The 26,708-nt window shown below is 69.9% G+C and carries 25 protein-coding genes and 1 tRNA gene; 9 read left to right on the top strand and 17 right to left on the bottom strand.

The genetic code is table 11. The annotated features are described in order from the left end of the window. Nucleotides 1–31: 31 nt before the first annotated feature. Complete coding sequence (locus tag ACPW96_RS08840) at nt 32–1,303, top strand: M20/M25/M40 family metallo-hydrolase (RefSeq protein WP_425882771.1); 1,272 nt, start codon at nt 32–34, stop codon at nt 1,301–1,303. A gap of 93 nt (nt 1,304–1,396) precedes the next feature. Next, nucleotides 1,397–2,854 carry an MFS transporter gene (locus tag ACPW96_RS08845; protein WP_425882772.1) on the top strand — a complete coding sequence of 486 codons (1,458 nt, stop codon included), beginning with the start codon at nt 1,397–1,399 and terminating at the stop codon, nt 2,852–2,854. Nucleotides 2,855–3,091: 237 nt separating this feature from the next. Here the strand turns inward: ACPW96_RS08845 and smpB are convergent, their stop codons facing one another. The 4 genes from smpB to prfB form a co-directional block, all read right to left on the bottom strand. Next, on the bottom strand, nt 3,092–3,568 hold the full coding sequence (gene smpB / locus ACPW96_RS08850) for an SsrA-binding protein SmpB (RefSeq protein ID WP_425820263.1): 477 nt from the start codon (nt 3,566–3,568) through the stop codon (nt 3,092–3,094). Nucleotides 3,569–3,848: 280 nt separating this feature from the next. Continuing rightward, the gene (gene ftsX, locus ACPW96_RS08855) at nt 3,849–4,763 is read right to left on the bottom strand and encodes a permease-like cell division protein FtsX (protein WP_425820262.1); all 915 of its coding nucleotides are present in this window, start codon (nt 4,761–4,763) and stop codon (nt 3,849–3,851) included. Then, a complete protein-coding gene (gene ftsE, locus ACPW96_RS08860) occupies nt 4,760–5,806 on the bottom strand; it encodes a cell division ATP-binding protein FtsE (protein WP_425820261.1) in 1,047 nt (348 codons plus the stop codon). Before ftsE ends, ftsX begins: the two co-directional genes overlap by 4 nt. Before the next feature lie 165 nt (nt 5,807–5,971). Then, complete coding sequence (gene prfB / locus ACPW96_RS08865) at nt 5,972–7,081, bottom strand: peptide chain release factor 2 (protein WP_425820260.1); 1,110 nt, start codon at nt 7,079–7,081, stop codon at nt 5,972–5,974. 20 nt (nt 7,082–7,101) lie between these two features. Here prfB and ACPW96_RS08870 point away from each other — a divergent pair, with 20 nt between their 5' ends. From ACPW96_RS08870 to ACPW96_RS08880, 3 genes are all read left to right on the top strand, one after another. Next, nucleotides 7,102–8,427 (top strand): MFS transporter, encoded by a 1,326-nt coding sequence (locus ACPW96_RS08870; protein ID WP_425882773.1) that lies wholly within the window; start codon nt 7,102–7,104, stop codon nt 8,425–8,427. Further along, a complete protein-coding gene (locus ACPW96_RS08875; RefSeq protein WP_425882774.1) occupies nt 8,424–9,674 on the top strand; it encodes an FAD-binding protein in 1,251 nt (416 codons plus the stop codon). The genes ACPW96_RS08870 and ACPW96_RS08875 overlap by 4 nt, the downstream gene beginning before the upstream one ends. A gap of 96 nt (nt 9,675–9,770) precedes the next feature. After that, on the top strand, nt 9,771–11,396 hold the full coding sequence (locus tag ACPW96_RS08880) for a RecQ family ATP-dependent DNA helicase (protein ID WP_425882775.1): 1,626 nt from the start codon (nt 9,771–9,773) through the stop codon (nt 11,394–11,396). A gap of 89 nt (nt 11,397–11,485) precedes the next feature. On the opposite strand, the gene ACPW96_RS08885 is transcribed toward ACPW96_RS08880, so the two are convergent. The 8 genes from ACPW96_RS08885 to ACPW96_RS08920 all read right to left on the bottom strand — a co-directional run bounded on the left by ACPW96_RS08885 (nt 11,486) and on the right by ACPW96_RS08920 (nt 17,150). After that, the gene (locus ACPW96_RS08885; RefSeq protein WP_425882776.1) at nt 11,486–12,490 is read right to left on the bottom strand and encodes an Ltp family lipoprotein; all 1,005 of its coding nucleotides are present in this window, start codon (nt 12,488–12,490) and stop codon (nt 11,486–11,488) included. 185 nt (nt 12,491–12,675) lie between these two features. Next, nucleotides 12,676–13,101 carry a pilus assembly protein TadG-related protein gene (locus tag ACPW96_RS08890; RefSeq protein ID WP_425882777.1) on the bottom strand — a complete coding sequence of 142 codons (426 nt, stop codon included), beginning with the start codon at nt 13,099–13,101 and terminating at the stop codon, nt 12,676–12,678. Beyond that, a complete protein-coding gene (locus tag ACPW96_RS08895) occupies nt 13,101–13,481 on the bottom strand; it encodes a hypothetical protein (RefSeq protein WP_425882778.1) in 381 nt (126 codons plus the stop codon). The genes ACPW96_RS08890 and ACPW96_RS08895 overlap by 1 nt, the downstream gene beginning before the upstream one ends. A gap of 70 nt (nt 13,482–13,551) precedes the next feature. After that, nucleotides 13,552–13,962: a TadE/TadG family type IV pilus assembly protein gene (locus ACPW96_RS08900; RefSeq protein ID WP_425882779.1), complete on the bottom strand. Its 411-nt coding sequence runs from the start codon at nt 13,960–13,962 to the stop codon at nt 13,552–13,554. A gap of 2 nt (nt 13,963–13,964) precedes the next feature. Continuing rightward, nucleotides 13,965–14,156, bottom strand: a complete 192-nt coding sequence (locus ACPW96_RS08905) for a hypothetical protein (RefSeq protein WP_425820252.1) — start codon at nt 14,154–14,156, stop codon at nt 13,965–13,967. A gap of 53 nt (nt 14,157–14,209) precedes the next feature. Then, a complete protein-coding gene (locus ACPW96_RS08910; RefSeq protein WP_425882780.1) occupies nt 14,210–15,163 on the bottom strand; it encodes a type II secretion system F family protein in 954 nt (317 codons plus the stop codon). Beyond that, entirely contained in the window at nt 15,160–16,017 is an 858-nt protein-coding gene (locus ACPW96_RS08915) for a type II secretion system F family protein (RefSeq protein WP_425820250.1), read from the bottom strand. Before ACPW96_RS08915 ends, ACPW96_RS08910 begins: the two co-directional genes overlap by 4 nt. Beyond that, entirely contained in the window at nt 16,014–17,150 is a 1,137-nt protein-coding gene (locus ACPW96_RS08920) for a CpaF family protein (RefSeq protein ID WP_425882781.1), read from the bottom strand. Before ACPW96_RS08920 ends, ACPW96_RS08915 begins: the two co-directional genes overlap by 4 nt. Nucleotides 17,151–17,313: 163 nt before the next feature. Between ACPW96_RS08920 and ACPW96_RS08925 the strand changes: the two genes are divergently transcribed. Together ACPW96_RS08925 and ACPW96_RS08930 are read left to right on the top strand one after the other, a co-directional pair. After that, nucleotides 17,314–17,395, top strand: a tRNA-Leu gene (locus ACPW96_RS08925). A 7-nt stretch (nt 17,396–17,402) separates the two neighbouring features. Then, nucleotides 17,403–18,257: a DedA family protein gene (locus tag ACPW96_RS08930; RefSeq protein ID WP_425882782.1), complete on the top strand. Its 855-nt coding sequence runs from the start codon at nt 17,403–17,405 to the stop codon at nt 18,255–18,257. Here ACPW96_RS08930 and ACPW96_RS08935 read toward each other — a convergent pair. Next, entirely contained in the window at nt 18,254–19,207 is a 954-nt protein-coding gene (locus tag ACPW96_RS08935; protein WP_425820248.1) for a Ku protein, read from the bottom strand. The genes ACPW96_RS08930 and ACPW96_RS08935 overlap by 4 nt on opposite strands. 76 nt (nt 19,208–19,283) lie before the next feature. On the opposite strand from ACPW96_RS08935, the gene ACPW96_RS08940 reads away from it, so the two are divergent. Both ACPW96_RS08940 and ACPW96_RS08945 read left to right on the top strand, forming a co-directional pair. Beyond that, nucleotides 19,284–20,555: an APC family permease gene (locus tag ACPW96_RS08940; RefSeq protein WP_425882783.1), complete on the top strand. Its 1,272-nt coding sequence runs from the start codon at nt 19,284–19,286 to the stop codon at nt 20,553–20,555. 105 nt (nt 20,556–20,660) lie between these two features. Then, nucleotides 20,661–23,393: an ATP-dependent DNA ligase gene (locus tag ACPW96_RS08945; RefSeq protein ID WP_425882784.1), complete on the top strand. Its 2,733-nt coding sequence runs from the start codon at nt 20,661–20,663 to the stop codon at nt 23,391–23,393. Nucleotides 23,394–23,446: 53 nt separating this feature from the next. On the opposite strand, the gene ACPW96_RS08950 is transcribed toward ACPW96_RS08945, so the two are convergent. The 4 genes from ACPW96_RS08950 to murI all read right to left on the bottom strand — a co-directional run bounded on the left by ACPW96_RS08950 (nt 23,447) and on the right by murI (nt 26,653). Continuing rightward, nucleotides 23,447–24,370 carry a cation diffusion facilitator family transporter gene (locus ACPW96_RS08950; protein ID WP_425882785.1) on the bottom strand — a complete coding sequence of 308 codons (924 nt, stop codon included), beginning with the start codon at nt 24,368–24,370 and terminating at the stop codon, nt 23,447–23,449. An 88-nt stretch (nt 24,371–24,458) separates the two neighbouring features. After that, nucleotides 24,459–25,070 carry an RdgB/HAM1 family non-canonical purine NTP pyrophosphatase gene (gene rdgB / locus ACPW96_RS08955; RefSeq protein ID WP_425882786.1) on the bottom strand — a complete coding sequence of 204 codons (612 nt, stop codon included), beginning with the start codon at nt 25,068–25,070 and terminating at the stop codon, nt 24,459–24,461. After that, nucleotides 25,070–25,798, bottom strand: a complete 729-nt coding sequence (rph, locus tag ACPW96_RS08960) for a ribonuclease PH (protein WP_425882950.1) — start codon at nt 25,796–25,798, stop codon at nt 25,070–25,072. Before rph ends, rdgB begins: the two co-directional genes overlap by 1 nt. 27 nt (nt 25,799–25,825) lie before the next feature. After that, complete coding sequence (murI, locus tag ACPW96_RS08965) at nt 25,826–26,653, bottom strand: glutamate racemase (RefSeq protein WP_425882787.1); 828 nt, start codon at nt 26,651–26,653, stop codon at nt 25,826–25,828. Nucleotides 26,654–26,708: the final 55 nt, after the last annotated feature.

Genomic DNA, 26,708 nt, shown 5'->3' on the forward strand with positions numbered 1-26,708 from the left:
ACGCCTGTCGCGCATGATTCGGCTGCCGACCGTGAGTGCCGAGCTCGACGCCCGTGGACCGGAGCTCTTCGAGGACTTCGCTCGCCTGCTCGCCGAGCTCTACCCGCTCGTGCACGAGCGCCTCACGCTCGAGCGCATCACGGACTTCGGCCTGCTCTTCCGATGGGCCGGGCACGAGGCATCCGCCCAGCCGGTCGTGCTGATGGCGCACTACGACGTGGTGCCCGTCGACGAGTCGGACGACTGGACCTTCCCGCCGTTCGAGGGCCGGATCGAGGACGGCTGGGTCTTCGGGCGCGGAGCGCTCGATGACAAGGGTCCCCTCGCGGTGGTGATGGATGCGGTGGAGAACCTGCTCGCGGAGGACTTCACCCCCGCGCGCGACGTCTATCTGTCGTTCGGCGGGAACGAGGAGATCTACGGCGCGGCGGCGCAGCGGATCGCGGCCACACTCGAGGACCGCGGGATCGTGCCGTGGCTCGTGCTCGACGAGGGCGGCGCCGTCGTCGACGCACCGCTGCCCTTCGCGCTCGGCGACGCCGCGATGGTGGGCGTCGGCGAGAAGGGCGTGCTGACCCTGCGCCTGACGGCTCGGGGCGAAGGCGGACATGCGTCGGCGCCGCCTCCCGTGACGGCCGTCGGGCGCATCGCCCGGGCCGTCGACCGGCTCGGGCCCAGCACCTTCCCGGCGCGGACGCCCCCGGCGATCACACGGATGCTGAGCCTGTTCGCGAACCGCGCCAGAGGCCCGGAGCAGACGCTGCTGCGCACGCTGGCGACGTTCCCCTGGCTGACCGCGAGGGCGTTTTCCCGGATGGGCGGCGAGGCGGCGGCGCTCGTGCGCACGACCGTGGCGGCGACCATGCAGCACGGCGGCACCGCCGCGAATGTGCTTCCTTCACAGGCATCCGCTGTTCTGAATCTTCGGATCGCGATCGGCGAGACGGTCGAGGGCACGCTGCGGCGAGTGAAGCGCCGGATCGCGGATCCCCTCGTCGAGGTGACGGTGGTCGAGGCGAGCGAGCCGTCGCCCGAATCGCCCACCGACAACGCTCAGTTCGCGCTGATCGTCGACGCCGTGAAGACGTCGTATCCGGAAGCCGCAACGGTGCCCTACGTGATGATGGCGGCGACCGACTCGCGCCACTTCCACCGCTTCTCCCCGGCGGTGTACCGGTTCGCGCCGCTGGAGATGTCCAAGGCGCAGCGGGCTTCCATTCACGGCGTCGACGAACGGGTCGAGATCGCCTCCCTGGAACGGGGGGAACGGTTCCAGCGAGCACTGCTCCGGCGCTTGCCCTGATCCGATCCACAGGATGACGCCTGTACGCCACTCGGGCGGTCGGGCAGCGGCTACAGTGATCGCACCCGAAACATCCGTTCAGAAGGAGCCGCGATGAAGCGCGCCGTTCTTGGCACTCTCGCGACCGTCGTCGGCTTCCTCGCCTTCGTCGAGTTCACGAGCGGCGTTCTGCAGGGCTACTACACGCCCATGCTCACCGACATCGCCCGGCACCTCGGCATCCACGACGCCGACGTCAACTGGCTCGAGGGCGCGCAGCTGATGCTCTCGGCGCTCGTCGTGCCGGCGTTCGCGAAGCTGGGCGACATGGTCGGCCACAAGCGGATGCTGCTGATCTCCACGGCACTGACCGGAGCCGCGGCGCTGGTGCTGCCGTTCACGGATTCCTTCGCGGTGTTCCTCGTCGCGTGGGCGCTGATGGGGTTCTACGTCGTGTGGCTCCCGCTGGAGATCGCCCTGATCTGGTCGCGATCGCGCCGGATGGAAGGGCGCTCGGTGATCACGGCGCGCGCGGCCGGACTGCTGGTGGCGGCCCTGGAGGTCGGGGCGATCGTCGGAGCGCTCGCGGGCGGCGCGCTCATCGACTCCCTGCCGCTGACGGTCGTGCTGCTCGTGCCCGCGGTGCTGATCGTGGTCTGCTTCTTCGTGATCCTGTTCGGAGTGAAGGAGTCGCCGGAGCCCACCGGCGGCGTGTTCGACACCGTGGGGCTGGTGCTCATCTCGCTGGCGCTCATCTGCTTCACCGGCGGGCTCAGTCTGCTGCGCCTCGACGGCGGGCTCGGCAACCCGTGGTCGTGGGCGACCGTCGGACTCGGGCTTGCGCTGGTGGCGCCGTTCGCTCTGTGGGAGCTGCGCCACCAGGATCCGCTCATCGACGTGAGGATGTTCCGGTCACCGGCGCTGGGGCCGGTGTTCCTCACAGCGGGGCTGTTCGGCGTTTCGGTCCTGGGAGCCCAAGCGCCGCTGTCGACCTTCGCGCGGACCGACCCGGCGGTGTACGGGTATGGGCTCGGAACGTCGGGGTTCGCCACCTCGCTCATCATCGGCATCTACCTGATCGCGATGATCGTGGGTGCGCTGCTGTTCCCGGTGATCGCGCGGCTCACCGCGCCTCGGCTGACGCTGATCGGGGCGTCGATCCTGGTCGGTGTCGGATTCCTGATGTTCCTTCCGTTCCATGAGACCTACGGGCAGGTCATCACGAACATGGTCGTCGTGGGCCTGGGGTCGGGCGCACTGGTCGCCGCCCTGCCGGCGGCCGCGGCATCCGCTGCTCCGGCATCGCAGACCGGCGTCGCCACGGGGCTGACGAACTCGGTCAAGACCGTCGGCGGCGCGATCGCCTCGTGCGTCTTCGGCATCGCGCTGCTGCAGGGTGTCTCGGGCGCCGCGGGTGATGGGACGGCGGGCTCGCTGAGCGGCTACTTCACCGTGTGGATGGTGTGCGGCGTCACGGCCCTCGTCGCCGCTGCGGCTCTGGCCTTCGTTCCTCGCACCGCCTTCACCGATGCCGCCGTAGCGGAGACGGCGATCGAGCCGGTCGTCCGCTAGGCCGACCCCGGTCACTGAGCGAGCGAGAGGGCTCCGGTCTTCACGCCCCCCGGTCACTGAGCGAGCGAAGCGAGACGAAGTGCGTCGCGCCACGCGTCCGCGAGCCTCACCGGCGCACCGACTTCGGAGAATGTCACCTACTTCGGACGGCTTGGCCGTTCCGCGCCGATGGAGGCGCGATAGTCCGAAGTTGATGCGCGCCGGATGCCGCGGCATCCGGTCGCTCGCCGAGAAGCGCTACTCGCCCATTCGGTTGCGGGAGCGCATGGCACGCTCGGCCTCGCGCTTGTCCTGACGCTCGCGGAGCGTCTGGCGCTTGTCCCACTCGTGCTTGCCCTTGGCGATCGCGATCTCGACCTTCGCCCGGCCGTCCGAGAAGTACAGCTTCAGCGGCACGAGCGTGTAGCCGCCGGCCGACACCGCGTGGCTGAGCTTGATGATCTCGTCCTTGTGCAGCAGCAGCTTGCGGGTGCGCTTGGTGGCGTGGTTCGTCCAATGCCCCTGGGAGTACTCGGGGATGTGCACCGCATCCAGCCACGCCTCTCCCCCGTCGATGTACGCGTAGCCGTCGGACAGGTTGGCTCGCCCCTGGCGAAGCGACTTCACCTCCGTGCCCGTGAGCACGAGACCCGCCTCATACGTCTTCTCGATGTTGTATTCGTGGCGCGCCCGACGGTTCGTCGCGACGACGTTCTCTCCGCGTTCCCGGGGCATGACGACTCCTGATGGCTTGCTGCGAGGACGGATCCTCTCCGTGCGGGCGCACGACAGCCGTTCAGTCTACCCTTCGACAGGCTCAGGGACCGACGCGAGCCGGCTCAGGGACCGACGCGAGCCGGCTCAGGGACCGACGCGAGCCGGCTCAGGGACCGACGCGAGCCCGGCTCACGGACCGACGCGAGCCGGCAGCTGGCCCACCGCGGTGGGGGATGCAGGCCCGGACGCGCGGATGAAGGCCGGGACGCGGGCGTGGATGCCGACACGGATGCCAGGACTACGCGCGCAGCCAGCGCCGGATCGCGAAGCCCGCGGACAGCGCGGCGAGGATGACGCCGATGCCGATCAGAACGGGGATGACGAGCACCGCGTCGGTGAGATCGATCCAGGTGGTGACGAAATCGACCCGTTGCCGCAGATAGTCGTTGACACCGAACTGCACGCCGGCGACGATCGCCGCGCTGGCCAGCACGGACCCGATCAGGGCGGCGAAGACGCCCTCGAGTACGAACGGGGTCTGGATGAAGCGATTGGATGCGCCCACCAGGCGCATGATGCCGATCTCTTTGCGGCGGGCATATGCGGAGAGCCGAATGGTCGTCGAGATCAGCAGTACCGCGGCGATCAGCATGAGCGCGGCGATGCCCACCGCGATGTAGGTGGCGACGGTGAGCGCCGAGAAGAGCGGCTCCAGGTATTGGAGCTGGTCAGCGACCTCCTCGACGCCGGCGGTTCCGCTGAACGCCTCGATGAGCACATCGGACTGCGTCTGGTCGCGCAGGTTCACCCAGAATGTCTCGTTCACCTGCTCGGGCGTGATGACGTCGGCGTAGTCGTCGCCGAGCAGCTCGATCAGGTTCGCGTACGCCTCCTCGTGGGTCTCGAAGCGCACGTTCTGGATCAGTGGCGCGAGCGTCGGGCTTTGCAGCGCAGCCTCCACCTCGGCGACCTGCTGATCGGTCGCCTCTCCGCCGACGCACGTGTCCTCGGTCGAGACCGACGTGCACATGTAGACCGCGACCTGGGCACGATCCACCCAGAAGTCGCGCATCGTGCCGATCTGCGCCTGCATCAGGATCGCCGCGCCGACGAACGTCAGCGACACGAAGGTGACGAGGATCACAGAGATGACCATCGACGCGTTGCGGCGAAGACCCGTGAAGACCTCCGACGCGATCAGACCGAACCTCATGTGGTCGGCCCCACTTCTTCCTCGTCGTCGTGCCCGGACAGGCCGAGCCGATCGGCGACGCCGAGATCCGCGAGTTCGATGTCGGCGATCTGCGGCAGGGCCACCGGGCCGGTGTGCATCGGGGGGGATGCCTCGGCCTCTCGGATCGCCTCCGCCTCGGTCTCCGGCTCGGGATCGGGTTCCATCAGATCCGGCTGGTGGTGCAGCGCCTCGACCTCGGGCTCGCGAATGGTGGATGCCGCGGCCAGCTGCACGGAGTCGGTGGCGAGCACCTCGCGCTGCACCTCGAGCACCGCGGTGAGAGCCGCGACGCTGGCGGCTCCGCGCTCGACGAGCGGGGTGAGGCTCGGGATCGCGGACGTGTCGCCGTATCCGCCGTGGCGCTCGTCGCGCACCATCTGGCCATCGCTCAGCTCGATCACGCGGCGCTGCATCTGATTGACGAAGCCGGCCTCGTGCGTCGCCATGAGGATGGTGGTGCCACCGGCGCTGATCCGGGCCAGCAGCTGCATGATGTCGACGGACGTGCCCGGGTCGAGGTTGCCGGTCGGCTCGTCGGCGAGCAGCACCTGCGGCCGGTTCACCAGGGCTCGCGCAAGCGCCACGCGCTGCTGCTCGCCGCCGCTGAGCTCGTGGGGGAACCGCTTCTCCTTGCCCTCGAGGCCGACAAGGCGGAGCGCTTCGGGTACGGCCTGCTGCACGAAGCCGCGGGAGGACCCGATCACCTGCAGGGTGAACGCCACGTTCTGGAACACGGTCTTCGACGGGAGAAGCCGGAAATCCTGGAACACCGCACCGATGTGCCGACGGAAGTACGGGACGCGGCGGTTCGAGAGGGTGCGCAGGTCACGGCCGAGCACGACGACGCGGCCGGAGCTGGGGGTGTCCTCGCGCAGGATCAGGCGCAGGCACGTGGACTTTCCCGATCCGGAGGGCCCGACGAGGAAGACGAATTCGCCCCGTTGCACCTCGAAGTCGACGTCGTCGAGCGCCGGCCGTACGGTGCCGCGATACCTCTTGGTGACGTTTTCGAAGCGGATCATGGCTGAACGAGCCTATTCTCGCCACGCGACTCGTGGCCCAGCGACACCCAACGCGGCGGCATCCGGCACTCACTCCCGGTCTCACCGAGCCTGTCGAGGCGTCCCTGCCCGCGCGACCCTTCGACAGGCTCAGGGAGCGGGACCCGGTCTGGAACGGAACGTCGCTCAGTCGTCGGTGGGGCGCTTGCGCCAGCGGATGCCCGCGGAGATGAAGCCGTCGAGGTCGCCGTCGAAGACGGCGGACGGGTTGTTGACTTCGTGATCCGTGCGCAGGTCCTTGACCATCTGGTACGGCGCGAGCACGTACGAGCGCATCTGATCGCCCCAGCTCGCGGTGATGACGCCCGCGAGGTCCTTCTTGATCGCGGCTTCCTGCTCCTTCTGGAGGATCAGCAGGCGCGACTGCAGCACGCGCATCGCGGCGGCACGGTTCTGGATCTGCGACTTCTCGTTCTGCATGGACACGACGGTGCCGGTGGGAAGGTGCGTCAGGCGCACGGCGGAGTCGGTCGTGTTGACCGACTGCCCGCCTGGACCTGACGAGCGGAACACGTCCACGCGCAGGTCCGACTCGGGGATCTCCACCTCGACGGCTTCGTCGAGCAGCGGAATCACCTCGACCGCGGCGAACGACGTCTGCCGTTTGCCGGCCGAGTTGAACGGGCTCATCCGCACGAGGCGGTGCGTGCCTGCTTCGACGCTCAGGGTGCCGAAGGCGTAGGGGGCGTCGACCTCGAACGTGGCGGACTTGATGCCCGCCTCCTCCGCGTAGGACGAGTCCATGATCGTGACCGGGTACTTGTGCTGCTCGGCCCAGCGCAGATACATCCGCAGCAGCATCTCGGCGAAGTCGGAGGCATCCACCCCGCCCGCACCCGCCCGAATGGTGACGACAGCGGGACGATCGTCGTACTCGCCGTCGAGCAGCGTCTGCACCTCGAGCTGGCCGATGATGTCCTCGAGCTCTGCCAGCTCCTTGCGAGCCTCGTCGGCGGAGTCCTCGTCGCCCATCTCGTTCGCGAGCTCGACGAGCACATCGAGATCATCGAGGCGCGACTCGATGCTCTCGATCTTCGCGAGCTCCGACTGGCGGTGGCTCAGCGCGCTCGTGACCTTCTGAGCCTTATCGGTGTCGTCCCAGAGGTCCGGCGCACCGGCTTCCTCACTGAGACGGGCGATCTCACCCTGGAGGCGCTCGACATCGACCACCTCGCGGATGTCGCGGAACGTGGTGCGAAGCGCCTGGATGTCGGCGGAGAGATCGAGTTCGAGCATGACACTCCAGACTAACGTGGATGCTCGTGACCGACAGCGCGACGACCGTCCTCCGCCGGTTCGCGCCGATGATCTACGGTCCCACCCTGCTGTTCGCGGTCGGCGAGGGCGCGGTGATCCCGCTGCTGCCGGTGCTCGCCGCGCAGCTTGGCGCCGACATCGCCACCGCGGCGCTCGTCGCCTCGGCCCTCGTCGTCGGCCAGCTCTGCGGCAATCTTCCGGCGGGGTGGGCGGTCGCCCGCATCGGCGAACGCCTGACCATGGCGATCGCGGGGGTCGTCTGCCTCGCCGGCGTGGCGGGCATGATCTTCGCGGCGCACATCGGCGTGCTCGCAGCATCCGTGTTCGTCATCGGCTTCTGCGCCGCCGCCTTCGGCCTGGCACGGCACTCCTTCATGACGACGCGGGTGCCCTTCGGCTTCCGCGCCCGTGCCCTGTCGCTGCTCGGCGGCACCTTCCGGCTCGGCATGTTCATCGGTCCGTTCGTCGCTGCCGGGCTGCTGGCGCTCTTCGGCGACGAGCACGCCGCCATCTGGTTCTTCGGGGTGTGCCTGATCGCCACCGTGGCGCTCGTACTTCTCGGGCCCGACCCGGAGAAGGTCGTGAACGGGGCGGATGCCGGGGCTCGAGCCTCCGTCGAAGACACGGGCGAGCCGGTCACAGGCTCCATCCCGACGTCCGGCCTGGGTCGCGCCCTGAAACCCGGAGCCGGGGTCTTCCGCACGATGTGGGAGTACCGCCGCCTCCTCTCTCGACTCGGCCTCGCGGCCGCCTCGCTGTCGGCCGTGCGATCTGCGCGCCAGCTCGTGCTCCCGCTCTGGGGCGTGTCGATCGGCCTGGACGCGTCGACGATCGCGCTCATCGTCGGGCTCTCGGGCGCCATCGACTTCGCCCTCTTCTACGCGAGCGGCCAGGTGATGGACCGATTCGGCCGCCTCTGGGCGGCGCTGCCGGCGATGGTGCTGATGGGACTGGGGTTCCTCGCCCTCGCGTTCACGCACGACCTGCCGACCGCCGACCTGTGGTTCGGGGTGTTCGCGATGATCCTCGGCGTCGGAAACGGCCTGTCCTCCGGCATCCTGCTGACCCTCGGCGCTGACGTCGCGCCGCGGGAGGACCCTGCCCCCTTCCTCGGATCGTGGCGCACGCTGACCGATGCCGGTGGGGCGGTCACCCCGCTTGTGGTCGCGGGCCTGACGGCCGCGTTCTCGCTCGCCCTCGCCACCGGGCTGGTCGGAGTGGTCGGCCTGCTGGGCGCCGGCGCCTTCGTCCGATGGGTTCCCATGTTCGTGCCTCGCACCGGTGCCGACGCCGGTCCGCCGGATGATGAAAGAGTGGAACCATGACGACCGCTGTGGGAACGAACTGGGCCGGAAATCTCGCCTACTCGGCGACCGAGATCGCACGACCGACGAGCGTGGAGGCGCTCGCCGATGTGCTGCGGGGCGCCTCGCGAGTACGCGCGCTCGGCACTCGGCACTCCTTCAACCGCATCGCCGACACGCACAGCACGCTGGTCTCCGTGTCCGCACTGCCGTCGGTCGCCGACATCTTCGCCGACCAGAGGCTCGTGCGGGTGTCGGCCGGCACGCGCTACGGCGACCTCGCCGCCGAACTCCAGGCGGCGGGCTGGGCCCTGCCGAACCTCGCTTCCCTCCCCCACATCTCCGTCGCCGGCGCCGTGGCAACGGGAACACACGGCTCGGGCGACCGCGTTCCCTCGCTCGCGGCATCCGTCGCCCGCGTCGAGTTCGTCACACCGGACGGCGACCTGCACTCCCTCAAACGAGGCGACGCGGACTTCGAAGGGGCGGTCGTCTCGCTGGGCGCCCTCGGCGTGATGGTCGCGATCGACCTCGACATCGTGCCGTCGTTCGAGATCGCGCAGACCGTGTTCGAAGGACTGCCGTGGGACGGCGTGCTCGCGGACCTCGATGCCGTCACCGCGCTCGGCTACAGCACGAGCATGTTCACGACCTGGCGGGACGCCGACGTCGTCGACCAGCTCTGGATGAAGGCGCGGGTGGACGCCGGCGGCACGGTGCCCGACGAGGTGCTCGGTGCGCGGCCGGCGCCGGAGGACCGGCATCCACTGCCCGGTGTCTCTGCCGTGAACTGCACGCCGCAGCAGGGCTCCGCCGGGCCTTGGCTCGACCGGCTGCCGCACTTCCGCATGGGTTTCCAGCCCTCCAACGGCGAGGAGCTGCAGTCCGAATACCTCGTGCCGCGGCGCTTCGCGGTCGAGGCTCTCGGCACCCTCCGGTCGCTCGCGGGGCGCATATCGCCGCTGCTGCAGGTGTGCGAGGTGCGCACGGTGGCGTCGGATGGCCTGTGGCTGAGCTCGTCGTACGAGACGGATGCCGTCGGCCTGCACTTCACATGGCTGCCCGACCAGCCGGGGGTCGAGGCGTTCCTTCCCGACCTCGAGGCGGCGCTCGCGCCGTTCGACGCGCGCCCGCACTGGGGCAAGCTCTTCGTCGGGCGCGACGTCGGCCGGCTGTATCCGCGGTGGTCGGACTTCGCCGCGCTGCGGGAGCGGTTCGACCCCCGAGGAGTGCTGCGCAACGACTGGATGGCGGAGCTCGGGCTGTAACGGGTTTCTCCACAGTCTTGTCAATCCCGTCCGCACGGGAAATGCGATCAGGGAGGATGGACCGTCGCCCTCCCCCGGGCGGGAAGGAGCCTTCACGTGCCGCACTCGCCCATCACTCGGACAGCGCAGGAAGTCTTCGGGTGGCCGAGCCTGCGGGGTGGACAGGAAGAGTCGATCTCCGCCCTGCTCGAGGACCGCGACGTGCTCACGGTGCTGCCTACCGGAGGCGGCAAGTCCGCGATCTACCAGCTCGCCGGCATCCTGCGGGACGGCATCACGATCGTCGTCTCGCCGCTCATCGCCCTCCAGGCCGACCAGCTCAATCAGCTCAGCGAGCATCCGAACGCCCCGCGGGCCGTCGCGATCAACTCGACCCTCGGCGAGCGCGCGACCGAGGAGGCCTGGGAGTCGCTGGAGAGCGGAGCGACGGAGTTCGTCTTCCTCGCCCCCGAGCAGCTGGCGAAGGATGACGTCCTCCGTCGCTTGGCGACGCTGCGGATCACCCTCTTCGTGGTCGACGAGGCGCACTGCGTCGCCAGCTGGGGCCACGACTTCCGTCCCGACTACCTGCGCCTCGGCGAAGTCCGCGACGCGCTCGGCAACCCCACCACCGTGGCGCTGACCGCGACCGGGGCGGAACCGGTGCGGGTGGAGATCATCGAGCGGCTGGCCCTGAAGGATCCGCTGGTCGTCGTCCACGGCGTGGACCGTCCCAACATCGACCTCGACGTGCGGCGAGCCACCTCGGAGAGCGAGAAGCGGGATGCCGTCCTCGAGCTGGTGCCGAGCCTGCCACGCCCCGGTCTGCTGTACGCGGCGACCCGACGCGAGGCCGAGGAGTACGGCACGGAGCTTTCGGCCCGCGGCATGCGCGCCGACGTCTACCACGCGGGGCTCTCGGCCCGTGAGCGAGCTCGCGTGCACGAGGCGTTCCTCGACGGGGCATCCGACGTTGTCGTCGCCACCAACGCGTTCGGGATGGGGATCGACAAACCGGACGTGCGGTTCGTGGTGCACGCGTCCGTCCCCGAGTCGCTCGACGCCTACTACCAGGAGATCGGTCGATCCGGCCGCGATGGCGAGGCGGCGTCGGCAGTGCTGTTCTACCGCTCGGAAGACCTCGGTCTGCGGAAGTACTTCGCTGCGAGGGGGACGGATGCCGTCCGGCTGCGCGGGGCCTACACCGTCTTGGCCGCGGCACGAGGGCCGCTGCGCGGCAAGGATCTCGCCGCACAGCTCGGCGTATCGACGCGGAGCGTCACCGCGCTGGTCAATCAGCTCGTCGAGGGCGGGTCGGTGCGTCTGACGCGCGATGGCGCGGAGACGATGGGCCCGCTCGATGCGGACGATGCCGTGGTCGCCGCGGAGGAGGCGGCCGAGCGCCGGCAGCGCATCGAGGAGTCGCGCGTCGAGGTGATGCGCCGCTACGCCGAGACGCGCGACTGCCGTCGGCGGGTACTGCTGGGCTACTTCGGCGAGAACCTGCCGGAGCCCTGCGGGCACTGCGACACGTGCCGCGCCGGAACGGCGGACGAGATCGTCGTGAACGAGTTCTCCGTTCCATTCCCCGCCGGCGCTGCCGTGGAGCACATCGAGTGGGGCCGCGGGAGCGTGGTGGATGTCGAGGACGACCGACTCACCGTCTTCTTCGGCGAGCAGGGCTACAAGGTGCTGGCGCTGGACCTCGTGCAGGAGCACGGGCTGCTGACGCTCGCGGGCTGACGGGGGCTCGACCCTCGCGCGTGGTTCGGTCGAGCAGGATGGTCAGCGGCGTCTAGCCCAGGAGATCGTCAGGCTCCACACTCGATCGGTCAGTAGCCGACCGAGTCCAGTCCGAATTCGACCTGTGACGGAGTGAAGCCGTCGCGGACCAGTGCGGCGCGCAGCGCATCACGGGTGTAGTTCGAGGATTGCATGTACCAAGCGGCGCCCTCCGCCGCCTCCGCGTTCCAGTCGGCGCCGGCGTGGTCCACGCCGTACGTGGCGTCAGCGGTGCTGAAGCTCTCGAACTCCAGCTGCTCGATCAGCCCCGAGCGCGAGAAGCTCCACTCGTCGAGGTAGAGAGAGGCACCCTCGACGGCCTCGGATCTCCAGTCGGCCCCAGCGTGGTCGACGCCGACCGTGGCGTCAGCCGTGCTGAACCCCTCGTACCCCAGCTGTTCGATGAGCCCGAGGCGCGAGAAGCTCAGGTACTTCAGATACTCCTTGGCGAGAGCGACCGCGTTCTGCTGGGTCTGCGTGAGGACCGACGGCTCGACCGGATTGCCGGGCAAGGGCACACGGAACCGCTCGCCCTCGAAGCTCCACACGTTCGGCCACCTAGAGATCACCGTGTCGCGCTCTGTCGCGTCCGCCGTGTAGAAGTGGTGCTGAACCCCCGGACCCCAGAATCGGCTCACCGCAACCGTGTTCGGCGCACCGGAGCCGGCCGGGTAGACGTAGTAGGCGACGCCCTCATACGACCAGGTTGCCGCCCACGTTCGCATGACGTGGTCGCGTTCCCCCTGGTCGGCCGTGTAGAAGTGTCCGCGCAGCTGGTCGCTCCAGAACCGGTACAGCGGCACCGTGCCGGCGACCTGCGTCGTGAACGCGCTGTAGCGCTCACCCTCGTAGGTCCAGTCGCTTGACCACTGCCTGATGATCGTGTCCCGCTCGACGGGGTCCGCGGTGTAGAAGTGTCCCTGAAAGGTGGGGCTGTAGAACCGATAAACGGGCGTCGAGGCGCTGGAAGCGGCCATCCCTGTGGACACGCCGGCGACCGCCCCGGTGGGCGCGATCCCCGAAGACACCTCGAGTGCGGTGCTCGAACTCGACAAGTCAGTCGCTCGCTCATTCGCGGTCGCCATCACTGACGACGCACCGAACAAGCCGGACACAACGATGGATGCCCCTGCGAGGAGGACGAGGCGCGCGCGAGCAAGCATGTGGGGACTCGGTTTTCGAACAATGAAAACGACGTAGGCCCGATGGTAGCGCGGACGCCTAGGGCACCACCAGTGGTTCAGCGCAGAGCGGTGCGGCTCGTCGCTGTCGAAGCGAGCCGCACACCCTCCGGCACGAACAGCGAGACGATCGGGGCCTGCCACACGGTCGCGACCGAGACGCGGGCGGAGAGCCCGTCGGGTGTGCCGGCCGAGACGAGGATCGCGCCGTCGCCGACGGCATCGACGATCTCGCTCGCCTGCGTGAACACCGCGTCGTCCCGCAGTTCGGCATGCGGCTCCCCGCCCGACATGCCGATGCTGAACCCGTCGGCGCCGGCCAGCGCCGCGGCATCCGCCAGCGAGTCGAGCCGCTTCTGCGCGAGGTACAGGCTCGTCGCGTTCACGCACACCAGGATCGCGACGATGGCGAGCATCGCATAGCCGAGCGTGAGGAGCAGGATGCTGCCCTCCTCATCCGGGTCCGACACGCGCGGGCGCAGCATCACTCGGAACCCCAGAACCGCGACACCTTGTGGGCGGCGGATGCCTCCACCGGAACGCTCGCGAGCGATTCGAGCCCGAGCACCGAAGGGATCAGCGGCAGCGCGACGCGGGTCGAGACCGTGACCACGACCGTCGAGCCCGCCTCCGGGCATACCGATCCCGCGGGCCGGCAGGAAAGCGACAGCCTCACCTCATCGGGATCGATGCCATACTCGCCGACGACGGAGCGCAGCACGGCATCCGTCCGGGCCGTCGCCGCCGCGGCATCCGGTGCCGAGGCGATCGCCCGCGCGACGTGTCGCGCGCCGGCCTCCGCGCCGAGCGCCTGACCCTGGATCTGGCCGAGCGCGACCACCAGGTAGACCAGTGGGACGAGCATGAGCACCCCTACGGTGATGAACTCGAGCGCCGCGGACCCTACCTCGCCAGATGCGGCGTTCCGCAGCCGGCTACTCCAGCGATTCCACCGGCGCATGAGCCGTCACCTCCAGAGAGCGGGGAGCCCCGAGCAGACCGACGAGGGGCAGGGTCGTGACGACGGTGACCTCGACGCTCTCGTGTTCCAACGAGTGGCTCTGCCGCACCGAGACGTCTCCCGCGTACTCCAAGCCGACGGTCCTCGCCACGATCTCCCGCGTGCGCGCGCTGCCTTCGGCGAGCGAGGTGTCCGCGAGGGCGGCGTGGTGCGCTCCCTCGACCGCCGCGTCGTGAACGACGTTGCGCACGTAGATCGCGAGGCCCAGCTGCAGCACGGCGAGCGTCAGCACGGTCAGGAGAGTCCCCACGAGCACGAACTCGACGGGACTCGAACCGCGCTCGTCGTGGGTCTCCCTCGCGAGCGCCTCCCACAGGCGCCGCACGCCTAGAAGCCCGACACGCGCGCGATCGCCTGCTCGAAGACGCCGGCCAGGGCGGGACCCGCGAGCGCCCAGATCACGACGACCAGACCCGCGGTCATAAGCGTGATGAGCACCCACCCGGGGACGTCGCCCCGCTCATCGTCGTAGACGTCTCCCCAGAAGGTGCGCGTGCGCGCGATGGTGCGCCGAAGCATGGTGTTGTCCTTTCCCGACCGCGAGCGGTCACCTGCATGTTGATGTGGAACCGTCATCCGACACCCAGCCGAAGCATGAAGACGCCGGGGAACACCGCGAACAGCACGCTCAGAGGAAGGATGAGGAAGACGAGCGGGATGAGCATGTAGATCTCTTTCCGCCCGGCGCGCTCGATGAGGCCGCGCTTGGCCTCCTCGCGTGCATCGGTGGCCTGGGCCTGCAGCACGAGCGCCAGCGGCGCGCCGCGGTCGATCGCGGCGACGAGGTGATCGATCGCCCGCGTCAGCGCGGGTACCTGCAGCCGGTGTGCGAGGGCACCCATCGAGTCGGACAGCGATGACCCCGTGCTGACTGCGAGCACCGCGGTCCGCATCTCGAGGGTCAGCTCTCCCGCCCCGACGGAGCCGATGCGGCGCAGGCTGTCGAGCAGGCTCTCGCCGGCCGCGAGGCAGAGCGCCAGGAACTCGAGCACGGTCGGCAGCTCGTCCTCGATGCGGGCGACACGGGCACGGGATGCGTGGGTGAGGCGCGCATCGCAGAGCACGAAGCCCCCGACGGCGAAGACCGGCGGAACGAGAACGCCGGTCGCCGTGAGCGTGCCGGCGAGCGCCAGGCCGACGAGCAGGAGTCCGCCCAGCGCGATGCCGACCAGCGCCCATGCGAGCTGACGTCCGCGGAAGGCCGGGACGTCGATCGTCCATCCTGCCTGGGTGAGTCGTCGGGCGATGGTCTCGGACCCGCCGAGCGCCGATCCGAATCGGTCGCGGGCACTCCCCCACACCGCGGAGGCTCCGCCGACGAGGATGCCGGCCGGATCGCTGCTCGATCCCCACGGCGTCGCGCCGCGGGGATCGGTTACGTCGCGCACGTACGGAGCGATCCGGCGCGCCAGCGAGGGAGCACCCCAGCGTGGCGCGAGCGCCAGCAGACTCCAGACACCGACGCCGAACGCCGCGCCCAGCACGAGCGCCAGCGCGGCATCCGTCCCCCAGCCCGCCGGAGTCATCCGAACCACCGCCGAGGCTCGGGCAGCCGCCCGATCCGGATCATGATGCGGAAGGCGACGAACGAGACCGCCGCACCCGCCAGGATGAGCACGACGCCCTCGGGGCTGCCATAGGCCTTCGCTCCCTCAGGCCGCAGCGCCAGCATCGCGAGGATGACCCACGGTGCGATGACCCCGAGCACGGCGGCTCCGCGGATCCATGACTGCCGCGCCTCCACCTCGGCACGAAGCGCCGCATCGGCTCGAACGGACGCGGCGAGCGCCCTCAGCACCGGAGTGAGCTCGGTGCCGCCGACCTGCCGGGCCATCCGCAGGGTCTCGAGGATGCGGTCAGCCGTCGGGTCGGCGAGCTGGGTCTTCAGGCGCTCGGCGCTCGAGTCGAAGTGACCGGAAGCCGCGAGATCGGCCTCGAACGACACGAACGCCGGCCGCAAGGATGCGGGCGCGGATGACGACAGGCTCGCGACTGCGTCCGGCAGCGACATCCCGGCCCGGACGGAGGCGATCAGCAGATCGCAGATGTCGGGCCAGAGGCCGCGGCGGACCTTGCGGAGCTTCAGCACCCGCGCCCGCAGCCACGCGATGGGGGCCGCGCACCCGGCGACCGCCGCCACTCCGGCGAGTGCCGGTACGCCGGTGACGAGCCAGGCGATCGAGGTCGCCAGCGCACCGGCGAAAGCCGCCCCGACCAGGACTATGCGAGAGGGAACGTGCGCGAGGCCGGCGGCCTCGAGAAGCGCGGTCAGCGGACCATCGAGCGTCGTAGGCTCGGCATCCGGCCGTGCCGGCCACAGCCACGGCGAGAGCGCCAGCAGCAGACCCGCGGCCAGCACCGCACCCCACACGATCGTCACCTCTGCACCTCGTAGAGCGTGCGCGCCTGGATGGCATCGTCGACGATTCGTCCCGTCGGTGCGACCAGCTCGATGACTCTGCGTCGTCCGCGCCCGTCCATCGCGCAGTGCGCGACGAGATGGACCGATGTCGCGACCGCCGGCAGCACGAAGCCCTTGTCGATGTTGCGCCCGGCCAGCAGCGGCAGGGCCGCGAGCTTGGCGAGTGCCTCGCGGCCGGAGTTCGCGTGGATCGTCGCCGCGCCGGGGACGCCGGTGTTGAGCGCGAGCAGCAGGTCGAGGGCCTCGGCATCGCGCACCTCGCCGACGACGAGCCGGTCGGGGCGCATGCGCAGGGCCTCCTTGACCAACCGACGGAGCGTGACCTCGCCCGTTCCCTCGAGGCTAGGCTGCCGGCCCTGCAGCGACACGATGTCGGGGGCGTCGACCGCGAGCTCGAACGTCTCCTCGACCGTGACGATCCGCTGGTGCGGCGGGCAGGCGGCGATCAGAGCGCCGAGCAGGGTGGTCTTGCCGGCGTGCGTCGCCCCCGATACGAGGATGCTGCGCCCCGCGACCACCGCCTGATGGAGGATCGTCGCCGCTTCCGGGGCGAGGGACCCGGCATCCACCAGCTTCTCGAGCGAGCGGTAGCCGGGCAGGAACTTGCGGATGTTGACGGACCAATGCGCCCGGGTGATGTCGGGGATGACGACGTGCAGGCGGCTCCCGTCGGGCATGGAGGCGTCGACGAAGGGCTGACTCAGGTCGACCCGGCGACCGGAGGCGTGCAGCATCCGCTCGACCAGATCGCGGATCGCGCCATCCGTCAACGAGAGGGGCGTGCGCTCGGGCACCCCGCCGCGTGCGACGAAGATGCGGTCAGGGGCGTTGATCCAGAGTTCCTCGACGCTCGGATCGTCGAGGTACGCCTGCAGTGGACCGTACCCCGAGACCGCCGCGAGCACCTCGCGCACGCAACGAGCCTCGTCATCCACCGGCGCCAGCCCACGGGCGAGGGCGTAGTCGTTGTGACGCTGCACCTCGGCGCGAGCGATCTGCGCCGCCAGTTCGGGGCGCCGTCCCGGATCCGCCTGTTCTGCCCGCAGTCGGTCGCGCACGCGTTCGGCGACGGATGCGGCGGCGGGACTCACGTCGACGATCCTCACAAATCCGCGGGCCAGCGGCCGAAAGTTATCCACAGGCGCCCGGCGGATCCGCCCGAGCGCGGCGGGTCAGGGGTGCAAGCCCCGGTTCAGGTTCGGGGGCTGCCCCCCGCAGGTGACGCACAGCCCCATCGGTAGACTGGGGGCACCCGCGGGAGTGGTGGAATTGGCAGACACGCAGGATTTAGGTTCCTGTGCCTTCGGGCGTGTGGGTTCAAGTCCCACCTTCCGCACGGCTCGATGGCGCGCCATCCGCTGAACTGCCGACCGCCGCACAAGACCGACGGGAACGACAACGTGCACAATATCGCCCTCATCCCCTGGCTCGACCCGGAGACAATCATCGCTGCGGCCGGCCCCTGGGCTCTGCTCGTGGTCTGCTTCATCGTCTTCGCCGAGACGGGGCTGCTGGTCGGCTTCCTGCTTCCCGGCGACACCCTGCTCGTCATCTCCGGCCTGCTGACCAACACGAGCAACATCTTCGGCGTCAACATCTGGGTCGTCGCGCTGCTCATCGCACTGTCCGCCTTCATCGGCGGTGAGGTCGGCTACTACATCGGCCACAAGGGCGGACCCGCGGTCTTCGAACGCAAGGAATCCGGCGTCTTCAGCGTCAAGAACGTCGAGCGCACGAACGCGTTCTTCGAGCGCTTCGGCGGGCTGACGATCATCCTCGCCCGATTCGTCCCGATCGTGCGCACCTTCGCTCCCGTCGCGGCCGGGGTGGGTCACATGCCCTGGCGGCGGTACACGCTCTACAACCTCATCGGCGCGCTGCTGTGGGGGTTCGGCCTCGTGATGCTCGGCTACGTCATCGGCTTCGTGCCCTGGATCGCCGACATCGTCACCGAGTACATCGACATCATCCTGCTGGTGGCCGTCGGCGGCACCGCGGTGATCACGCTGTGGCACTACTTCAGCGAGCGTCGCAAGGCCAAGAAGGCGGCCGCGGCGGGCGAGGACGTGGTGACGGATGCCGTCGAGGCGCAGGAGCTCGTGCTCGACCCCGAGGTCTTCGATCGTGGCCCCGAGGTGGGGCACCACGGCGACGCCGCGGGCGACGGTCGCGCCGGCGACACACGCCCGCCGCTCTAGGACGCCTTCGCCGTCTTCTTCTTGGCGGCGGGCTTCGCCGCGTCGTCCTTCTTGGCGGCCGCCGGCTTCTTCGCGGCCGGCTTCTTCGCCGCGGCCTTCGGCGCACTCTTGGCGGCCGGCTTGTCGGCGTCGTCATCCTTCTTCTCGGATGAAGAACCGCGCGCCGCGCGCGAACGCTCGACGCTCGCGCGCAGGGCCTCCATCAGGTCGATGACCTCACCACCGGTGTCCTCCTCCTCACGGTCGCCGAAGGTCGCCTCGGTGTCGAGCGCGTCGCCCTGCTCGATCTTCGCCTCGATCAGGGTGCGCAGCTCTGCCTGGTACTCGTCGACGAATTCATCGGGGGTGAACTCGCTCGAGAAGCTGTCGACGAGGGATGACGAGAGCTCCAGCTCCTTCGACGAGATGCGCACCGATTCCTCGAGGGACGGGAACGCGGCCTCGCGCACCTCGTCCGCCCAGAGCAGCGTCTGCAGCATGAGCACGTCACCGCGCACCCGCAGAGCGGCGAGCCGGGTCTTCTGGCGAAGCGAGAACCGCACGATCGCGGTGCGGTCGGTCTGCTCGAGCGTCTTGCGCAGCAGGACGTATGCCTTCGGTGACGCGGAGTCGGGTTCGAGGTAGTAGGCCTTGTCGAACATGATCGGATCGACCTGCTCGCTGGGCACGAACTCGACGACATCGATCTCCCGGCTGCGCTCCGAGGGCAGCGAATCGAGGTCCTCTTTGGTCAGCACGACCGTGCGCTGGCCGTCGTCGTAGGCCTTGTCGATATCGGAATACGGCACCACTTCGCCGTCGATCTCGCAGACGCGCTGATACCGGATGCGGCCGCCGTCCTTGTTGTGCACCTGATGCAGCGAGACATCGTGATCTTCGGTCGCCGAATATACCTTGACGGGCACGTTGACGAGTCCGAAGGTCAGGGCGCCCTTCCAGATCGATCTCATCCCTCAAGTAGACACCCGCCGCACGCCACAGGGCTAGTCACCATATCCGGTCGTCCGATGTCTGTAGAGTCTGCGCGTGCACTCCCAGCCCGCCCTCCTCCGACGCCTCGGGCTGGCGGATGCGGTCTTTCTCGGGCTGGGATCGATGATCGGCGCGGGCGTGTTCGCGGCGTTCGCCCCTGCGGCCGCCGCGGCGGGCACCGCGCTGCTGATCGGGTTGGCTCTGGCGGCGATCGTGGCGTTCTGCAACGCAACGGCGTCCGCGCAGCTCGCGGCGGCGCACCCCACGTCGGGCGGAACGTATGCCTACGGCCGGGCCGAGCTCGGCCCGTGGTGGGGATTCGTCGCCGGCTGGTGCTTCGTGATCGGAAAGCTGGCGAGCTGCGCCGCGATGGCCCTGACCTTCGCGGCATACGCCGCGCCGCCCGGGTGGGAGCGGCCGGTGGCGGTCGTGGCCGTGGCCGCACTCGCGGCCGTGAACTACTTCGGCATCACCCGGACCGCGCTGCTGACGCGGATCATCGTGGTCTTCGTGCTGATGACGCTCGCCGTGGTCGTGGCCGCAGGGATCGACGCGGAGGGCATACCGGACGTTTGGAGGGGCGTGCAGGTGCTTCGCACGGATGCCGTCGACGCGGGCGCGTACGGCATCCTGCAGTCGGCCGGCCTCCTGTTCTTCGCCTTCGCGGGCTACGCCCGCATCGCGACCCTCGGCGAGGAGGTGCGCGATCCCCGGCGCACCATCCCGAGGGCGATCGTGCTGTCGCTCGGCATCGCCGTGGGGGTCTACGGGGTCATCGCGCTGACGGTGCTCGCGACGCTCGGACCAGCCGGTACCGCGGTCTCGCTCGCGCCGCTCGCCGACACGGCGGCCTCCCCGGGGTGGCCCTGGGCCGAGCCGCTGGTGCGGGTCGGGGCCGCGGCCGCGTCGCTCGGAGCGCTGCTCGCGCTCATCGCCGGCATCGGCCGCACGAGCCTGGCGATGGCCCGGGAGGACGATCTGCCCCGCTACTTCGCGGCCGTGCACCCGCGCTGGAGGGTGCCGCACCGGGCGGAGGTCGCCGTGGCGCTTCTCGTGATCGCCGCGGTGCTGCTGGTCGATCTGCGCGGAGCGATCGCGTTCTCCTCCTTCGGCGTGCTGATCTACTACTTCATCGCGAACGTTGCGGCATGGCGTCAGGCGGCACGCGCGCGGCTCTACCCACGGGCGCTGCAGGCACTGGGCGCCGCCGGCTGCGTCGCACTGGTGGTGACGCTTCCCACCCTCGGGGTGATCGTCGGCGCCCTTGTCGTGCTGGTCGGCATCGGATACCGCGCGATCCGGCTCTGGGTCCAGGCCCGTCGCTGACCGCAGGCCCTACGCGCGGACCTCGATCTGCACGGCGAACTCGTTCTCCCCGCGGGTCGACGCCGCGATCCCCCACCGGTCCGGGGAACGGGGCAGGATGGGGGCATGTCGCCTCCCGACGCCCGATCCGGATCCGGCCCGGTGGCCGCGTACGGTGCCGGCGAGCAGCTCGTCAGCATCGCCGGCCGGCGGCTGCGCCTCACGAACCTGGACAAGGTGCTCTACCCGGAGACGGGCACGACCAAAGGCGAGGTGCTCGACTACTACACCCGCATCGCTCCCCTGCTGATCCCGCACGCCAGCGGCCGACCGGTGACGCGAAAGCGCTGGGTCGAAGGGGTGGGCACGGCGGAGCATCCCGAGCCGGCATTCTTCGCGAAGCATCTGGAACCGGGAGCGCCTTCGTGGATCCCCCGCCGGCCGATCGAGCACTCCAGCGGCGCAAAGGACTATCCCCTCGTCGAGCACGTGCCGACGCTCGTCTATCTGGCGCAGGTCGCAAGCCTCGAACTGCACGTGCCGCAGTGGCGGTTCACCCCCGAAGGCGGACGCGGCAACCCGGACCGCATCGTGCTGGACCTCGACCCTGGGCCGGGTGTGGGACTGCTCGAGTGTGCCGAAGTCGCGCGCTGGGCACGGGAGATTCTCACCGGGATGGGCCTCGACCCGTACCCGCTGACCAGCGGGAGCAAGGGCATCCACCTGTACGCGGCCCTCCCCGGCGAGCAGACGAGCGACCAGATCACCATGTTCGCCAAAGGGCTGGCGCGGGCCATCGAGGCCGACCACGCCGATCTCGTCGTGAGCAACATGGCCAAGGTCGAGCGCCCGGGGCGCGTGTTCATCGACTGGAGCCAGAACAACAAGAACAAGACGACCATCGCGCCGTATTCGCTGCGCGGGCGGCCGCATCCCATGGTCGCCGCTCCGCGGACATGGGACGAGCTGGATGATCCCCAACTGCAGCACCTCGACTTCCTGCAGGTGCTCGAGAGGGCAGAGACCCTCGGCGATCCGATGGCGGCGCTCGGCTTCCACGCCGGTGGCCGCGAATCGGATGACGGTCCGCTGCGCACCTACATCGCAAAGCGCACCGCGGGCCGCACTCCGGAGCCGGTGCCGAGCAACGCGATGGGTGCGACGGCCGATCCCGGCGAGCGGCCAAGGTTCGTCATCCAGGAGCACCACGCGTCCCGCCTGCACTGGGACTTCCGCCTCGAGCACGACGGCGTGTTCGTGAGCTGGGCCGTTCCGAAGGGCGTGCCCTCCAGCACCGCGCGTAACAACCTCGCGGTGATGACCGAGGACCATCCCCTCGAGTACGGGACCTTCGAGGGCACGATCCCGAAGGGCGAGTACGGCGGCGGGACGGTCACGATCTGGGACGACGGCCGCTACGAGCTCGAGAAGTGGCGGGACGACGAGGTGATCCTCACCGTGGAAGGCAGACCCGGAGGGCCGCTCGGGCGCGTGCGCCTGGCGCTCATCCGCACGGACGGGAAGGGCGAGAAGTCCACCTGGCTGATGCACCGGATGAAGACGGATGCCGAGGGTCGGCCACAGGCGGACGGGGAGCCTGTCGTGCCCTCCGAGCAGGCGGATGAGGTACCGGGAGCGGGCGGTGGTGCGCGGGCTGCGGGCGGTGCCGACGCAGTCGCACCGGCCCGACCCGACGCCGCGTCCACGCGGGTGGCCCGCGAAAGCGGCCACGAGCTCCAGGACGGGGTTGCCCCACACGAACGCCACGATGCTGCCACCGCCGCGCCGCCTCACACTGAAGCCGATACGCGCCGGCCGCGCGCCACTTTCGCCGCCACGCCCGAACGCCGCCCTGCGCCCGGCGCCGGGACGTCGGACCGGCTCGCTCCGATGCTCGCAACGCACGCATCGCCGACTCTGGCCGCCGGTGCCGGGCGACGGTGGAGTTCGCACGACGCGGGTGCGTGGGTCGAGTTCAAATGGGACGGCATCCGCTCGCTCGGCGACTGGGCGGACGGGCGCCTGCGTCTCTTCGCCCGACGCGGCAGCGACATCACCGCGCGGTATCCGGAGCTGACGCCGCCCGGCGCAGTGCGCTTCGCCGCGACATCCGCGGTCGTCGACGGAGAATTGGTCGCGCTCGACGAGCGGGGGCGCCCGAGCTTCTCGATGCTGCAGCTGCGCATGAACCTGACCAAGGCGCGCGAAATCGAGCGCGAGTCGGCGCGCACGCCGGTGCGGTACTACCTGTTCGACATCCTCGAGCTCGACGGAGAGGACGTCACCGCGCTGCCGCTCGCCGAGCGCCGCGAGCTGCTCGAACGGATCGCCGCGGAGGCGGGCCCGAGCATCGCGACCCCGCCGGTGTTCGACGACGTCGAGGCGACGCTCGCCGCCAGCCGCGAATTCGGGCTGGAGGGCATCGTGGTGAAGAACCCCAGGTCGTCGTACCGGCGGGCGACGCGCTCCGAAGACTGGGTGAAGGTCAAGCTGACCCAGACTCAGGAAGTGGTGATCGGCGGCATCCGGCCGGGCAAGGGCAACCGTGCCGGCACGATCGGCTCCCTGCTGATCGGTGTGCCGGGCGAGGACGGACTGCAGTATGCGGGGAGGGTCGGCTCCGGTTTCAGCGACGCCGTGCTGAAGCAGCTCGAAACCGCGCTCGGACCTCTCGGGTCCAAGAAGAACCCCTTCGTCGGCGTGCCCGCGGCGGATACCCGGGACGCCCTGTGGGTCCGGCCGGAGGTGGTCGGCGAGGTGGAGTTCGCGGAGTGGACGCCGGGCGGCATCCTGCGGCAGGCGCGCTGGCGGGGGCTTCGACCCGACAAGAGCGCCGACGAGGTGGTCCGGGAGTCCTGAAACGGCGCTCCGGACAGAAGCGGGCGGTAGGACACAGCCCTCGGGCGCGGACGCTACGCGTGCAGCGCCTCGTCACGGTCGGAATGTCCGGCCGGCTCCAGCTGGATGGTCGAGTGCTCGACGTCGAAGTGGTCGGCGAGGCATCCCTGCAGCTCGACGAGAAGGCGGCCGGCCCGGTCGCCGATCAGAACGGCCTCGTCGACCACGACGTGTGCCGAGAACACCGGCGCGCCGCGGGTGAGCTGCCACACGTGCACGTCGTGCACGTCCCGCACCCCGGCTGCGCCCAGGAGATGGTCGCGGATGTCGGCGACCTGCATGCCCTTGGGCGCGGCCTCCGAGAGCACCGAGGCCACTTCGCGCAGCAGTCCGATCGCGCGGGGCACGATCATCGCCGCGATGAACAGGGAGGCGAGGGCATCGGCCGGCATCCACCCGGTCGTCAGAATGAGGATCGCCGCGACGATCACCGCCGCCGAGCCGATCAGGTCGCCGAGCACCTCCAGGTAGGCGCCGCGCACGTTGATGCTCGTGCGCTGCGCCCTGCCGAGCAGCCACATGGCGACGCCGTTCGCCACGAGGCCGACGGTCGCCACGACGAGCATGAGCCCGCCGGCCACCTCGGTCTCCCCCGGCTCGATCAGGCGCCGCACGGCCTCCCACGCGACGCCGATCGACAGGACGATCAGGATGACGCCGTTGGCCAGGGCGCCGAACACCTCCGCCCGGCGGTAGCCGAAGGTGCTCCGCTCGTTGGCGGGCCGGGCGGCGACCGCGCTGGCGATCAGGGCGATGATGAGCGCGGCGACGTCCGTCAGCATGTGCGCGGCATCCGCCAAGAGGGCGAGCGAGCCGCTGAGGATCGCGCCCACCACCTGCACGACCATGACGAGGCTCGTGATCGCGAGCGAGATCGCCAGCAGGCGCCGGTTGCTCGCGCCGCGGATCCCTTCGCCGCCGGGGGCGTGATCGTGCATGCGCCCAGGCTACGACCGCGGGGCGCCCAGCGAAGCCCGAACCGCCTAGTCGGGAATGAGTCCGGTTCTCACTCTCACCTCGGTCGGGTCAGAGGGACTCGAGCAGCGGGATGAGGGCCTCGAAGGCGCGGGCGCGGTGGGATGCCGCGTTCTTCTCCGCCGCCGACCACTCCCCCACGGTGCGCTCGGCTGCGGCGGGCTGGTCGTCGGGGATGAAGATCGGGTCGTAGCCGAAGCCCCCGCTCCCTGAAGGCCGCGTCGCCAGGCGGCCGGGCCAGCGCCCCTCGACCACGTGCTCGGCGCCGGCGTGCCCCTCGATCTCCGGCACCACGAGCGCGATCGTCGAGACGAACGACGCGTCGCGGTGCGGGTCGGCGACGTCCGCGAGCTGGTCGAGCAGCAGCGCGACGTTGGCCGCGGCATCCTTCGCGTGCCCGGCCCAGTAGGCCGAGAATACCCCAGGCGACCCGCCGAGCACGTCGACCGCGATGCCGGAGTCGTCCGCCAGCGCGGGCAGCCCCGTGTATGCGGCGGCCGCCCGCGCCTTGATCAGGGCGTTCCCGGCGAACGTCACACCGTCTTCGACCGGCTCCGGACCGTCGTAGCCGATCACTTCGAGGTCGGGTCGCGCCCGGGCGACGATCGCCTGGAATTCCACGACCTTGTGCGCGTTGTGCGTCGCGAGGACGATCCGGCCCATCAGTCCGCCGCGAGGGCCGCAGCCTGCAGGTCGCGGAGGTCGGCGCATCCGGCGATGCCGAGTTCGAGCAGCGCGTCGAGCTCGCGCTTGTCGAAGGGGGCGCCCTCGGCCGTGCCCTGCACCTCGACGAAGAGTCCGCGGCCGGTGACGACGATGTTCATGTCGGTCTCGGCCCGCACGTCCTCGACATATGCGAGGTCGAGCATCGGCTCGCCGTCGATGATGCCGACCGAGACGGCCGCGACCGAGTCGAGCAGGGGGGTCGCCTTCTGGCCGATGAACTTCTTGGCGCGACCCCACTCGATCGCATCGGCGAGGGCCACATAGGCGCCCGTGATGGCGGCCGTGCGGGTCCCGCCGTCGGCCTGCAGAACGTCGCAGTCGATCACGATGGTGTTCTCGCCTAGCGCCTTGGTGTCGACCACGGCCCGCAGCGCGCGGCCGATCAGGCGCGAGATCTCGTGCGTGCGGCCGCCGATCTTGCCCTTGACGCTCTCGCGGTCGTTGCGGCTGTTCGTCGCGCGGGGCAGCATCGCGTATTCGGCGGTGACCCACCCCTTGCCCTTGCCGACCAGCCACCGCGGCACGCCGTTGGTGAAGGATGCGGTGCAGAGCACCTTCGTGCCGCCGAAGCTGATCAGTGCCGAGCCCTCCGCGTGCGCACTCCACCCGCGCTCGATCGTGATGGGGCGCAGATTCTCGGTGGCGCGCCCATCGGCGCGGACGATGTCGGTCATTCTGCTGTGTGCTCCTGTTCAGGATGCCGCGAGCGGCAGGTCGATGGCGCCCGTGCGCACGAGCTGCACGTCGTGCACCTCGCGGCCCATCAGACGGTTGGCGAGGGCGACGAAGTCGTCGGCGGAGTCGCCGGTGGCTTCGTAGATGTGCGTGGATGCGGCGTTCGCGCCGGCGAGGAGGTCCCGGCTTACGAGCTGCCGGTACACGTCGTTCGCGGTCTCCGTATCGCTCGAGACGAGGGAGACATCCGGTCCCATGACGTAGCTGATGGCACCCTTCAGGAACGGGTAGTGCGTGCACCCCAGGACGAGCGTGTCGATCCCCGCGTGGCGGAGCGGCGCGAGATACCCCTCGGCGACGGCGAGCACCTCGGGGGTGTTGGTCTGGCCCGCCTCCACGAACTCGACGAAGCGAGGGCACGCGCGCGCGAACACGCGCAGCCGCTCGTTCACCTCGAGCATGTCCTGGTAGGCGCCGGACCCGATCGTGCCCTCCGTGCCGATGACGCCGATGCGGCCGTTGCGGCTGGTCGACATGGCGGTGCGAACCGCCGGCCCGATCACCTCGACCACCGGAACGTCATAGCGCTCGCGCGCATCCCGCAGCATCGCGGACGACGCGGTGTTGCATGCGATGACGAGCATCTTCACGCCCTGGTCGACGAGCGCATCGAGAACTTCGAGCGAATAGCGCCGCACATCGGCAATCGGCTTGGGGCCGTACGGCGAGTGCGCGGTGTCACCGACGTAGATGATCGACTCCCGCGGGAGCTGATCGGTGACCGCCCTCGCCACGGTGAGACCGCCGACCCCGGAGTCGAAGATGCCGATCGGCGCGTCGTTCATGGTTCCCCAGCCTACGCCGCCGTTCATCTCCGGTCGTTCGGGGCCCTTCGTCTCG

This window comes from Micromonospora sp. DT81.3 (assembly GCF_049847225.1).
GTDB lineage: Bacteria > Actinomycetota > Actinomycetes > Actinomycetales > Microbacteriaceae > Microbacterium.